Below are 11,726 nucleotides of genomic sequence, written 5' to 3'. Positions count from 1 at the left end.
TGCGCGTCGCCTCGGTGCTGGGCTGGTTTATGCTCGCGGCACTGGTTTTGTTTACAAGGGCTTTTTGGCGCAAATGAACGGCTTGTCTGCCCTGTGGTCGTTTTTTGGGCCCGTGTTGGCGCTGCTGGCGCGCATCATGATGGCCTTTTCCTTCGCCTTTCTGGTGCCCCTGACTTGGGGCTGGGCGCTGGATCTGAACTACCTGCGCGCCATCTGGGGCGTGGCTTTTGGACTGACCTTCGGCTCCGGCTTGCTGCTGCTGTGGCTCACGCGCCACCAGTACCGCGAGCTGCTGCCGCGCGACGGGTTTTTGCTGGTGGTGCTGGTCTGGCTGGTGCTCACCGCCTACGCCGCCATTCCCTTGTACTGGCTGGTGCCCGACATCAGTTGGAGCCACGCCTATTTCGAGGCCATGAGCGCGCTCACCGCCACCGGCGCCACCGCCTTGAGCGGTCTGGGCGATTTGCCGGTTTCGGTCAACGTCTGGCGCGCCTTTTTGCAGTACATCGGCGGCCTCGGGATCATGCTGCTGGTGGTGGCGGTGTTGCCGCTGCTGGGTTTGGGCGGCATGCAGCTCTACAAAGCCGAAACCCCCGGCCCGATGAAGGACACCAAGTTCACGCCCCGCATCGCCGAGACCGCGCGCGGCCTGTGGCTGGTGTATTTTGGTTTTTCGCTGGCCTGCCTGTTGGCCTACCGCTGGGCCGGCATGAGCTGGTCCGACGCCTTCATCCACATGTGCAGCACCATGAGCCTGGGCGGCTTTTCGTCGCAGGACGCGAGCATCGGGCACTGGGATTCGGCAGCGGTGGAGCTGGTGGCGATCGTTTTCATGACGCTGGCCGGCATCAGTTTTTTGCGCTATTTTCTGGTGCTGCGCACGCTCACGCTGGGCCCGATCGTCAACGACCATGAGATCCGCAGCTACTTTTTGGTGCTGGCCGGCTCGGTGCTGCTGGTCGTGGCCTTGCTCACGGCGCACCAGGTTGAAGCCGATTTTTGGACCGCCCTGCGCAGCAGCGCCTTTCACGTGGTGTCCCTGGCCACCACCACCGGCTACGCCGCCACCGACTACGGGCAGTGGCCGGTGTTCATCGGCGTCTATCTGATGTTTCTGGGCTGCTTCGTCTCGTGCGCCGGCTCCACCGGTGGTGGCATCAAGATGGTGCGCATGGTGCTGCTGATCAAGCAGGCGCGGCGCGAGCTGGTGCGCATCGTGCACCCGCGCGTGGTCAACCCGATCACCCTGGGCGGGCAGTGCATCGCCTCGGCCACGCTGATCACGGTGCTTGGCTACATGCTGATCTACGGCGCTGCCACGCTGGGGCTGAGCTTTGTGTTGCTGCTCACCGGGCTTGACATCGAGACCGCCTTTAGCGCCGTGGTGGCCACGCTCAACAACATCGGCCCCGGGCTGGGCCTGGTCGGGCCAGCGCACAACTTTGGCTGGCTCAGCGGCTTTCAGCTTGGGGTGTTGAGCTTTGCCATGTTGCTCGGGCGGCTGGAGCTGCTCACGGTGCTGGTGTTGTTTACGCGCCATTATTGGCGGCGTTGAACCGCTCTTTTCAGGTTGGAGAGGGCGTTTGAGGGCGTCCACTGCGGCCGCGTTCAGTCCTGCCACATGGGGTGCAGATCTGCAGGAAGCGCAGAACAGGATCGGGCGCTTGTGTAAATCAACAATCGGCAGCACATCCGGTTAAGAAAAAATAAATCAATTTGGCAATTAACAAGAACGATTCGCATTTACTATACGTCCATCGCCCCCATCCTAGGAGCCGCCATGGAACGAGACCTCGACTGGACCGAAGCCGATACCTACCTGTTGCCCGCCTCAGAGGCCATGCTCGCGGCTGCCTTGGCGCTCATGACCGGCCACGCCCAGAGCGCTTGCGAGCGCCAGCGAGCCGCTTTGGCGGACAAAATCGGCGCCTTGTTGCTTGCACTCACCGAGCAGACCAGCCTGAGCGCATCGATGCGCGCCATGGTCTGGCGCTTGCATGCCCATTGGCAGGCGTTGCCCAAGGCGCCAGCCCGGCAAGCGCTGGTGTGCCCCCCGTGCGCCCCGGGTTGGAGCGGCCAACCGCTGACGGCGGGTTTGCAATGAGCGCCGCCTTCGACTGCGTGCCTGGCGCGGCATCGGACGCCATGCCAATGGATGAGCAGATGGTTTGGCTGCGCCACCACGCCCGCGTGCAGCAAAGGGTGAGCGAAACCGTGCGCCAGATGGCCGCCCGCATCGAGGCGCTGGAGGCCGATCTGTTGCGCCACCGGGCCAAGGCCGTTTTGGAGCGCACCGCCAAATGGTGGGCGATTCCGCTGCGCAGCCGCCGCTCGTGGCGTGCGTGGCCCAGAGGGCAGGCCAGCGTGGCCCAAAAAGCGCTCGTGCGCCTGGTTTTTCACAGTCAACCCCTGGACCAGGCTGCGGCTTCCAATGTGGCTCCCGATGCATGGCGCGCATCTGATGAGGTGCTGTGCCAAACCGCTTGCGTCGGCCATGCCCACCATTGGCTGGGCGCAGATGGCCAGTGCCAGCGCAAGGGCGGGGACTGCGAGCGGGTGCAAACCGTAGGAGACGTTTATGTGTCTGGCACGTAAAGCCACGGCGGTGTGGTCGTCTGAATCGGGCGCCGACGGTCTGCGGCCACTGGTGTTCGAGGTGCCGTCGATGGACGGCGCCCGCAAAGCCGCCAAGCGCCGACGCTCCTTGTGGGAGCTGAGCGCCAGCGCCGCCTGCCCGGTGCTGGGGGTCTGTCTGCCGATGTGCGAGCAGCGTGCGCTGATGCACAAGTGTGGCATCGACGTACACGGACGCGGCGACTACGAGCTGCACCAGATCGGGGTTTCGGAGTGCCGGCGCCGCACGCCCTTGGCCGAGCGCTTGCAAAAGTGGCTCGACGCGCACTTCGCCCTCGAGTTGCGCCAAGTGGCCGATTTGCGCAGCGCCGACGAGCTGCGCCAGCACTGGCAGCAGGCAAGGGCAGAGCCGGCATGGGGCGGTGTGATGTGGGCCGTGCTCACTCACCCGGCCTGCCTGCTCACGCTGGAGCACGAGCTGCTGGGCGATGTGCACATGATGCAGCACCAAGTGGGCATGGTGACGCGCGTCGAGCAGCAGCAGTGGCAGCAGCAGCGCAGCCAAATGGCGCAACTGCGCGCCGAATTGGTCGAGCACAAAGGGCGTGCGCAGCGTCAGCAGCATGAGGCGCAGCAGCGCCAGAACGAGCTGCAAGCCGAGCTGCAGCGGCTGCGTCACAGCCTGCTGCAGGCCGTGGCCGAACAGGAGCGGCTGGCCACACGCTGCCAGCAGTTGCAGGTCGAGCGCCCCGACGCCGAGACCCTGGAGGCGCTGTGGCTGGAAAACGCCGATTTGCGCCAGCAGTGCCAGCAGGCCAACCGGGCCTTGCGTGCAGCGGTGCGTCCATGCGCGACCAGCCCCCAGGGGTCGATTCAGCCCTGCTTGGCCCCGGTGGTGGCAACGGTTGGTAGCAAGGTGCAAGCCCATGCGCAGCAGGCAAACCCGGAGTCGCAAGGGCACGCGGCGCAACCGGTGCCGGAATCGGGCTGCACCAGCGACTGCGCGGCCTTGACCGGCCGCGCAGTCCCGGGCACCAAGGTCGCGTGCGTGGGCGGCCGCACGGCACAATTGCCCGCTTTCCGCGAGGTGGTGGAAGCGCACGGTGCGCAACTGCTGCACCACGACGGCGGTGACGAACACCACCTGAGCCAGCTGCAAGCCACCCTGGCGGCCGCCGACTGGGTCATCTGCCAAGTGGGCTGTATCAGCCACAACGCCTACTGGCGCGTCAAAGAGCACTGCAAACGCACCGGCAAGCCCTGTCTGTACGTTGAGAGCACCAGCCGCAGCGCGCTCGAACGCGCCATGCAGCGCATCCATGCAGCGCAACAGGTTCCCGTTTGTCCCGCTGCAGCGGTGTGAATGGGGGATTGCAGGCGGCAAAAAATTTGGCACTCAAAATTTGCCACTCAGCCGCGCTGATGGTTTAGAATAGCAGGCTGTCCAAGTTGGGTGGCGTGTTCAAGCCGCGCCATGCTTGCATTCAATGCAAGGCCCTTGGTCAACCTCCCTCGACCGCTCGCGAGCCGGAGCCGTCCTTGAAAAAGCCTGCAGGCATGGCTTGCAGGGCACCCCAAGGCAGGCGGCGCAACACAGGACGCGAGCGAGGTGCAGCCTTCGGGCTGTTTTTATTTGATAGGAGTGCCCACATGGCACGGGTATGTGAAGTCACGGGCAAAAAGCCCATGGTGGGGAACAATGTGTCCCACGCCAACAACAAAACCAAGCGCCGCTTTCTGCCCAACCTGCAGTCGCGCCGCTTCTGGGTCGAGAGCGAAAAGCGCTGGGTGCGCCTGCGCATTTCGGGCGCCGCGCTGCGCCTGATCGACAAAAACGGTATCGAAGCGGTGCTCGCCGATCTGCGCGCCCGCGGTCAAGCCTGATCGCTTAAAGGAGCAGCACCATGGCAAGCAAAGGCGGACGCGAAAAAATCAAGCTGGAATCCACTGCAGGAACCGGCCACTTCTACACCACGACCAAGAACAAGAAGACCACACCAGAAAAACTGGCCTTCGCCAAGTTCGACCCCAAAGCACGCAAACACGTGCAGTACAAAGAGGTCAAGCTGAAGTAATACGCAGCTTGGGTCGCCAGCAAAAACCGCCACTTTGGGCGGTTTTTGCTTTTTGGGGCCGCCGGTGCACGGCCCTCAACGGCGCAAAAACAACCGATATACCGGGTTGGCGGTTTCGTCCACGCACGGGTAGCCCAGCGTGGTCAGAAAGGTCTGGAACTCGGCCTCTTCGGCCTCGGGCACCTGCAGCCCGACCAAGATGCGGCCGTAGTCGGCGCCCTGGTTGCGGTAGTGAAACAGGCTGATGTTCCAGCCCGGGCGCATCAGGTTCAAAAACTTCAGCAGCGCGCCGGGGCGCTCGGGAAACACAAAGCGCAGCAGGCGCTCGTCGTGCGCCAGCGGCGAGTGGCCGCCGACCATGTGCCGGATGTGCTCTTGCGCCAGGTCATCGTGCGTCAGGTCTAGGGCGGCAAAGCCGTGGCGGGCAAAGTTGGCGGCAATTTTGCTGCTCTCGCCGCGGCCGTGCGTGCTCAGGCCCAGAAACACGTGTGCTTCGCTCGCGTCGCTGATGCGGTAGCTGAACTCGGTCACGTTGCGCGGCCCGCCCGGCAGGTTGCCGATGGCCCCGAGGAAGCGTTTGAAGCTGCCGCGCTCTTCGGGAAGGGTGACGGCAAACAGGCCCTCGCGCTGCTCGCCCACCTCGGCGCGTTCGGCCACGAAGCGCAGCCGGTCGAAGTTCATGTTGGCACCGCACAAAATCGCGGCGTAGGTCTCGCCCCGGGTTTTGTGCGTGGCCACGTACTGCTTGATCGCCGCCACCGCCAGCGCGCCGGCGGGCTCGACGATGCTGCGCGTATCCACAAACACGTCTTTGATGGCGGCGCAGACGGCGTCGGTATCGACTTCGATAAAGCCATCGACCAGAGCGCGGCTGATGCGCAGCGTCTCGTCGCCCACGCGCTTGACGGCGGTGCCGTCCGAAAACAACCCGACTTCGGCCAGCGTCACCTGCTGGCCCGCCGCGACCGAGCGCAGCATGGCGTTGGAGTCGTTCATCTGCACGCCGATGACCTTGATCTCGGGCCGCAGCGCCTTGAGGTAGTTGGCCACGCCGCTGATCAGGCCGCCGCCGCCCACGGCCACGAACACCGCATCGAGGCGCTGGTTGCCCAGGCTTTGCAACTGGCGCAGCAGCTCCATGGCCACCGTGCCCTGGCCGGCGATCACGTAGGGGTCGTCAAAGGGGTGCACAAAGGTGTAGCCGTGCTCGGCTTGCAGTGCCAGCGCGTGCGCGTGCGCGTCGGTATAGCTGTCGCCGTGCAGCAACACCTCGCCACCGAGGGCGCGCACGGCCTCGATCTTGAGCTGCGGCGTGGTCACGGGCATGACGATCACCGCCCGCGCCCCGAGCCGATGCGCCCCCAGCGCCACCCCTTGGGCGTGGTTGCCGGCCGAAGCGCAGATGACGCCGCGCTGCAACTGCTCGGGCGCCAAGTGCGCGAGCTTGTTGTAGGCGCCGCGCAGCTTGAAGCTGAACACCGGCTGCTGGTCTTCGCGTTTGAGCAGCACCTTGTTGTGCAAGCGGCGGCTGAGCTGGCGCGCCGGCTCCAGCGCCGACTCGACCGCCACGTCATAGACGCGCGCCGTGAGGATGAGCTTGAGGTAGTCGGCGGGGCTGAGGTCGGTGGCGGCGGTAGCGGCCGGCGCTGCGCCGGCAGGGGACTCCGCCAAAGGGGCAGCAGACACAGCGGCGGGCGGGGCAGGTTGGGGTGCGGGCATGGGGGCAAAAGCGTAAATCTAGGGCAGGGCGGCAGGCCAGTTGCTAATGTGGCAGGGCAGCCCGGCATCATAGGGGAAAGCGCTGTGGCGGCCCGAAATCCATGGGGGGCAGTCAGCCCAGCGCGGTCAAAAAAAAGCCCGGTCGCGATGACCGGGCTTAACCACCCGTTGAAGGGCAGAGGAGACAACTGGTAACGCAGCAAGGGGGCTGCGGACGCTACAGGCGCTGATCGAGCCACTCCTGCATACAATGGCGCTAGTGTAAACCCGGATTTGCTGCAATGCAACATCTTTTTTTGTAAGCCCCTGTTGTTTTTGAGGTAATGATTGAAATGGAATGCACCGTCACCTGGACCGGCGCCGCCGGCACCCGTTCATCCATGGGCTTTGTGGCCGAAACAGGCAGCGGCCACGTGCTATACATGGACGGCGCGCCCGACCCGGCGCGGCCCGAACACGGCGGCGCCAACCTGGCCCCGCGCCCCATGGAGGCGCTGCTGGCCGGCACCGGCGGTTGCAGCGCCTACGATGTGGTGTTGATCCTCAAGCGCGGTCGCCACGACGTGCGCGGCTGCAGCGTCAAGCTCAGCAGCGAGCGTGCCCAGACCGACCCGAAGGTTTTTACCCAGATCCACATGCACTTCACCGTGCGCGGGCGCGGCATCCCCGAGGCGGCGGTGCAGCGCGCGATCGAACTGAGCCACGAAAAATACTGCTCGGCCAGCGTGATGCTGGGCAAAACCGCCGCCATCACGACCAGTTTCGAGCTGATCGAAGACTGAGGGGCTGGGAGGCTGGCAGGCTGGCAGGCGCGCTCTAGACCCGGTGCGCCACCGTGGTCATGACCTTGGCCGCCAGCCGCATCAGGCCCTTAACGGGGGGTGGCAGATCGACGCCGCCGTCGCGTTTGGCCTCGTTGGCGTGGCGCACTTCGTCGGCCTTCATCTGCTCGACGATGGCGCGCGAGGCGTGGTCGTGCGCCGGCAGTCGCCCGAGGTGGCTGTCGAGGTGGGCCTCGACTTGGCGTTCGGTCTCGACCACAAAGCCCAAGCTCACGCCTTTACCGAAGCGCCCGGCCAGCAGGCCCAGCCCAAAGGCGCCGGCGAACCAGAGCGGGTTGAGCAGCGAAGGCCGGTCACCCAGCTCATCCAAGCGCTGCTTGCACCAAGCCAAGTGGTCGGTTTCGTCCTGCCCGGCGGCCTCGAGATGGTGCGCCAGCTTTTCCTTTTCGGCCTCAGAGCCCGGCCCTAGCCGCGCCGCCAGCGCCTGCGAGGTGTAGAGCGCTTGGGCGCAGATCTCGCCCACGTGGTTGACGCGCATGAGCGCACCGGCGTGGCGCTTTTCAGCTTCGCTCAACGCCGTCACAGCCACATCGGCGGGCGGGCGCGGGCACGGGCGGGCGGCACGGTGCGGCGCAAACAGGGCGCGCAGCGCGCCGTCGGCAGCGATCAGGTGGGCGTCGATGAAGGCAGTGCTCATGGTCGGTTCCGAGGGCTAAAGGTCTGGTGGAATTATCGGCTGCGCCGGGCCGGATTGCAAACCTGTCAACCCAAAGTAGAAATGTCCCCTTGCTGTGAGGTCGAGCGTGCTCAAGACTCAGCCGCTGGGGCAGGCTGGCGCACTCAGGGTGAGGTGGTGGTGGTCAAAAATGCCGTCAGGAGCAGGATCAGGGCCACCAGCAGCATCTCGCAGCCTATGCTGGCGCGCAGCCTTTGCCGTGCGCGCGGCGCATGGGCCACCAAGGCCGGCACCAGCAGCCAGCGGTTCAGCCCCGCCAAGGCCAGCAGCAGGCCCAGCACGGCGAGCTTGAGCAGCAGCACCAGGCCGTAGGCGCTGTGCAGCAGGGGCGACCAGCCCTCCAGCAGGCGCCAGGCCAGCCACAGCCCGGCGACGATCAGGCCCGCCACCACCGGGGCCGCCACCAGGCCAAAGCGCTGCAGCACGTGGGCCGCTGGTTCGCCCAGTTGCGACGGCCCGCTGATGCGGTACAGGGGGATCAGGGCGCCGACCCAGAACGCCACCGCGCCTAGGTGCAGCAGCAGCAGCACCGCCAGCAGCGCACGCGGTGCACCGGTGCTGTGCCCGACTAGCGTGAAGGCCAGCAGCACCAACGCCGCGCCCAGCAGACTCGCTGCCGCCGCGGGCCCGCGCCAGCGCCCCGACACTATCCAAAACGCCTGCAACAGCAGCAAGCCGCTGCCGGCCAGCAGCAGGCGCTGGCCGGTGGCACCGTCAAACACCAGCGCGAGCAAGCCAGGGTCGAAGGCCGCCGCCCAGGTGCCGCCACCCAGAAAGCCGGCCTGCAGCGGCCACTGCAACAGCAGCAGGGCCAGCGCCAGCCCGGCGGCTACGGGCACCAGCGGCCGCAACCCAGCGGCCCGATGCAGCCCCGTAGGGTGAGCAAACACCTGCCCAAACAGCACACCGCCTACGGCCACCAAGGCGCAGGCGTAGAAGGCCGCCGCCACCAGCACGCGCAGCCAGGTCCAGCCATCGGTCTGCGCGAGCAGTTCTAGCAGGGGTTGCAACAACGACAGGGCGGTGCTCATTGCGGGAGCGGTATCCTGCAGGGATCAGCGCACGGTGAAATAAATTTCATCGGCCATCACGTGCCCGTCTGCCGCCAGGCCGCGCCAGCGCACCGTGTATTTGCCGGGCCCCAGCGGGGTGGCCGGGCTGGCTTCGAAGCGGGTGAGCGCGTCGCGGCCCGGGCCTTGGCTCAAGGGCACCACACCCCGGGGGCCGCTGACTTCGAACAGCGTCAGCCGCATCGGGTGATCGAACCAGACCGCGATCCGGTTCGGGCTGCCGCTGACGGTGCTGCCGTGCGCGGGCAGCGAGCCCTCGGGCTGGGCGTGGGCGTGCAGATGGGGCGTGGCCAGCAGCAGGTGCAGCGCCAGCGCAGCGGGGGCGATCTTGAGCAAGGTTTTCAAACGGTTCATGGTCAGACTCCGGTGTGCAAGGGAAGGGGTGTGGGTGCGCGACGGGATTGGACAAAATCAAGGCAGGGACGCGATTTGCATCACGGTGTATTCGCCCTGGATGAGCGCGGCGCTGAAGCGGATGCGCTGCCCCTGCTGCAGTTGCTCCAGCAGGGCCGGGTCGCTGAGCTGGAACACCATGGTCATGCCGCCCATGTCGAGGTTGGGGATGGGGCCGTGGCGCAGGCTGACGCGGCGGTTGCTGCGGTCCACCCGGCGCACCTCGGCCTCGACCCAGGGGCGGCCGTCGCGGTCGGTGGCCGCGCCCGCGCCCGCCGCGTCGGCGCCGTCGGCTGCTGGCTGCGTCGCTGCTGCCCCGGCCGCTGGTTGGTTATGCGAGGCCCAGATGCGCGAGCTGCCGTCGCGCCCGACCAGCAGCACGTGGAAGGGGTCGCGGCGGCCGCCGTAGAGCGGGCCGTCCATGCCGGGGCTGCCGATGGGCATGCCCGGCACGCTCAGGCCCAGCGCCGCCGGGCGCTCGCGCAGCAGGCGCTGGATGTCGGCGGCGGGCACGTGTCCCTCGACCACGTAGCCGCCGATGAGCGCGGTGTGGCAAGAGCCGTATTTCTCGGGCATGCCCAAGCGCTGGCGCGCCGCGATGTTGCCGGTGTCGAAGGCGCGCACGCTGAAGCCGTTTTTTTCGAGGTAAGTGATCCAGTCGTCGCAGCAGCCGCATTGGGGGTCTTTCCAGACCTCCATCACGGGCGGGTTGCGGCGCGCCTGCGCCAGCGCGACTGGGGCTGTCAGGGCGAGCAGGGTGCTGCCAGCCAGCCCGGTGAGGGCGGCGCTGGCGCTGTGGAGCAAGGTGCGTCGTTGCATGGTGGGTGTGGTTTGAGTCAAGGGAGCGCCGGGTTTGATGCCCGGCACAGGCCGCAAGTTCAGTGCCGATGCACCGGGGCGGCCGGTGCGGGTGTTGCCGGTGTTGCCGGACTGGGCGGTGGCGCTGCGCCGTGGGCTCCGTGGGCTCCTCCTCCGTGGCCTCCCTGCGCCCCTCTACGGACTTCTCCGTGGGCAGCTTGGGGCGGGCTGGGTGGGCGCACCGCCTCGGGTACCGGCCCCCGGTATTCAAAGGCCACGCTGCCGCTCGGGAAGGCGTAGGGGCCGGGGTCGCGGTAGTCGTTGGGCGGCTGGTTGGCGCGCACCTTGAGCACGGTCAGCATCCCGCCCATGCCGATCGGGCCGAACTGGCCTTGGCCGGCCATCATGGGCAGGGTGTTGGGGGGCAGTTCCATCGGCATCTGCTTCATGTCGTACATGCCGCGCTCGCCCATGACCATGAAGTCGGGCGCCAGGCCCTGGATTTTGCCGACCAGCCCGCGGTGATCGACTCCGATCATGGTCGGCACCTCGTGCCCCATCGGCCCCATGGTGTGGTGGCTCTTGTGGCAGTGCACGGCCCAGTCGCCGGGTTCGTCGGCGATGAACTCGATCTGGCGCATTTGGCCGACGGCCAAGTCCACCGTCACCTCGGGCCAGCGCGCGCTCCTCGGTACCGGGCCGCCGTCGGTGCCGGTGACTTCAAACTCGACCCCGTGCACGTGGATCGGGTGGTTGACCATGGTCAGGTTGCCCATGCGGATGCGCACGCGGTCGCCTAGGCGCGCCACCAGCGGGTCGATGCCAGGAAAGACGCGGCTGTTCCAAGCCCAGGTGTTGAAGTCGAACATGGTCGCGACGGTGGGCGTCTGGGCCCCGGGTTCGACGTCGAAGGCGTTGAGCAAGAAGCAGTAGTCGCGCTGCACCGCTTCGATCAGCGGGTGCCGGCCGCGCGCATCGAGCTTGGGGTGCGTGACCCACATGCCCATCATGCCCATGGCCAGTTGCACCATCTCGTCGGCGTGTGGGTGGTACATGAAGGTGCCCGGGCGGCGCGCTTGGAACTCATAGACGAAGGTTTTGCCAGCCCCGATCGAGGGCTGGTTGATGCCCGCCACCCCGTCCATGCCCGAAGGCAGGCGCTGGCCGTGCCAGTGGATGCTGGTCGGCTCGGGCAAGCGGTTGCTGACAAAGATGCGCACCCGATCCCCCTCCACCACTTCGATCGTGGGGCCGGGGCTCTGGCCGTTGTAGCCCCACATATTGACCACGAAACCGGGCGCCACTTCGCGCACCACCGGCTCGGCCACGAGGTGGAATTCTTTGACGCCGTCGCGCATCCTAAAGGGCAGGGTCCAGCCGTTTAGCGTCACCACCGGCCGGTAGGGCAAACCGGCCCCGGTGACGCCGGGCGGCACCCAGGGCGCGGCGGTGGCGGCGCTGTGCTGCAGCACCGGCTCGGGCAAAGCGGCCAGCGCGTGGCGGCCGACGGTGGCGCTGGCGGCGGCTGTGAAGGCCCCGGCAGCCAAGGCACCCTGGAAAAATTGGCGGCGTTGCATGA

The 11,726-nt window shown here is 66.7% G+C and carries 13 protein-coding genes; 7 read left to right on the top strand and 6 right to left on the bottom strand.

The features are described from left to right. Positions 1 to 73: 73 nt before the first annotated feature. The 6 genes from ACVMK0_RS08665 (at position 74) to rpmG (ending at position 4,649) form a co-directional block, all read left to right on the top strand. On the top strand, positions 74 to 1,555 hold the full coding sequence (locus tag ACVMK0_RS08665; RefSeq protein ID WP_476463551.1) for a TrkH family potassium uptake protein: 1,482 nt from the start codon (positions 74 to 76) through the stop codon (positions 1,553 to 1,555). Positions 1,556 to 1,780: 225 nt separating this feature from the next. Next, positions 1,781 to 2,104, top strand: a complete 324-nt coding sequence (locus ACVMK0_RS08660; RefSeq protein ID WP_476463550.1) for a hypothetical protein — start codon at positions 1,781 to 1,783, stop codon at positions 2,102 to 2,104. Then, the gene (locus ACVMK0_RS08655; RefSeq protein WP_045536384.1) at positions 2,101 to 2,595 is read left to right on the top strand and encodes a hypothetical protein; all 495 of its coding nucleotides are present in this window, start codon (positions 2,101 to 2,103) and stop codon (positions 2,593 to 2,595) included. The genes ACVMK0_RS08660 and ACVMK0_RS08655 overlap by 4 nt, the downstream gene beginning before the upstream one ends. Continuing rightward, positions 2,579 to 3,937: a DUF2325 domain-containing protein gene (locus ACVMK0_RS08650; RefSeq protein ID WP_476463549.1), complete on the top strand. Its 1,359-nt coding sequence runs from the start codon at positions 2,579 to 2,581 to the stop codon at positions 3,935 to 3,937. Before ACVMK0_RS08655 ends, ACVMK0_RS08650 begins: the two co-directional genes overlap by 17 nt. A 287-nt stretch (positions 3,938 to 4,224) precedes the next feature. Next, positions 4,225 to 4,458 carry a 50S ribosomal protein L28 gene (gene rpmB / locus ACVMK0_RS08645; protein ID WP_034111793.1) on the top strand — a complete coding sequence of 78 codons (234 nt, stop codon included), beginning with the start codon at positions 4,225 to 4,227 and terminating at the stop codon, positions 4,456 to 4,458. 20 nt (positions 4,459 to 4,478) lie between these two features. Further along, positions 4,479 to 4,649 carry a 50S ribosomal protein L33 gene (gene rpmG, locus ACVMK0_RS08640; RefSeq protein ID WP_029462955.1) on the top strand — a complete coding sequence of 57 codons (171 nt, stop codon included), beginning with the start codon at positions 4,479 to 4,481 and terminating at the stop codon, positions 4,647 to 4,649. Positions 4,650 to 4,724: 75 nt separating this feature from the next. On the opposite strand, the gene ilvA is transcribed toward rpmG, so the two are convergent. Next, entirely contained in the window at positions 4,725 to 6,368 is a 1,644-nt protein-coding gene (gene ilvA, locus ACVMK0_RS08635; protein WP_082027332.1) for a threonine ammonia-lyase, biosynthetic, read from the bottom strand. Between the two features lie 332 nt (positions 6,369 to 6,700). Here ilvA and ACVMK0_RS08630 point away from each other — a divergent pair, with 332 nt between their 5' ends. After that, positions 6,701 to 7,150: an OsmC family protein gene (locus ACVMK0_RS08630; RefSeq protein ID WP_476463548.1), complete on the top strand. Its 450-nt coding sequence runs from the start codon at positions 6,701 to 6,703 to the stop codon at positions 7,148 to 7,150. Between the two features lie 34 nt (positions 7,151 to 7,184). Here ACVMK0_RS08630 and coq7 read toward each other — a convergent pair whose 3' ends face one another. The 5 genes from coq7 to ACVMK0_RS08605 all read right to left on the bottom strand — a co-directional run bounded on the left by coq7 (position 7,185) and on the right by ACVMK0_RS08605 (position 11,724). Next, positions 7,185 to 7,847 carry a 2-polyprenyl-3-methyl-6-methoxy-1,4-benzoquinone monooxygenase gene (gene coq7, locus ACVMK0_RS08625; protein WP_476463547.1) on the bottom strand — a complete coding sequence of 221 codons (663 nt, stop codon included), beginning with the start codon at positions 7,845 to 7,847 and terminating at the stop codon, positions 7,185 to 7,187. Between the two features lie 143 nt (positions 7,848 to 7,990). Continuing rightward, positions 7,991 to 8,917 (bottom strand): CopD family protein, encoded by a 927-nt coding sequence (locus tag ACVMK0_RS08620; protein WP_476463546.1) that lies wholly within the window; start codon positions 8,915 to 8,917, stop codon positions 7,991 to 7,993. A 24-nt stretch (positions 8,918 to 8,941) separates the two neighbouring features. After that, positions 8,942 to 9,310 (bottom strand): copper resistance CopC family protein, encoded by a 369-nt coding sequence (locus ACVMK0_RS08615; RefSeq protein WP_476463545.1) that lies wholly within the window; start codon positions 9,308 to 9,310, stop codon positions 8,942 to 8,944. Positions 9,311 to 9,367: 57 nt separating this feature from the next. Further along, complete coding sequence (locus ACVMK0_RS08610) at positions 9,368 to 10,168, bottom strand: DUF411 domain-containing protein (RefSeq protein ID WP_476463544.1); 801 nt, start codon at positions 10,166 to 10,168, stop codon at positions 9,368 to 9,370. 59 nt (positions 10,169 to 10,227) lie between these two features. After that, entirely contained in the window at positions 10,228 to 11,724 is a 1,497-nt protein-coding gene (locus ACVMK0_RS08605; protein ID WP_476463543.1) for a multicopper oxidase family protein, read from the bottom strand. Positions 11,725 to 11,726: the final 2 nt, after the last annotated feature.

This window comes from Serpentinimonas sp. SSL01, from assembly GCF_056323735.1.
The sequence above is the reverse complement of the archived record's forward strand: the minus strand, read 5'-3'. Positions and strand labels throughout refer to the sequence as shown.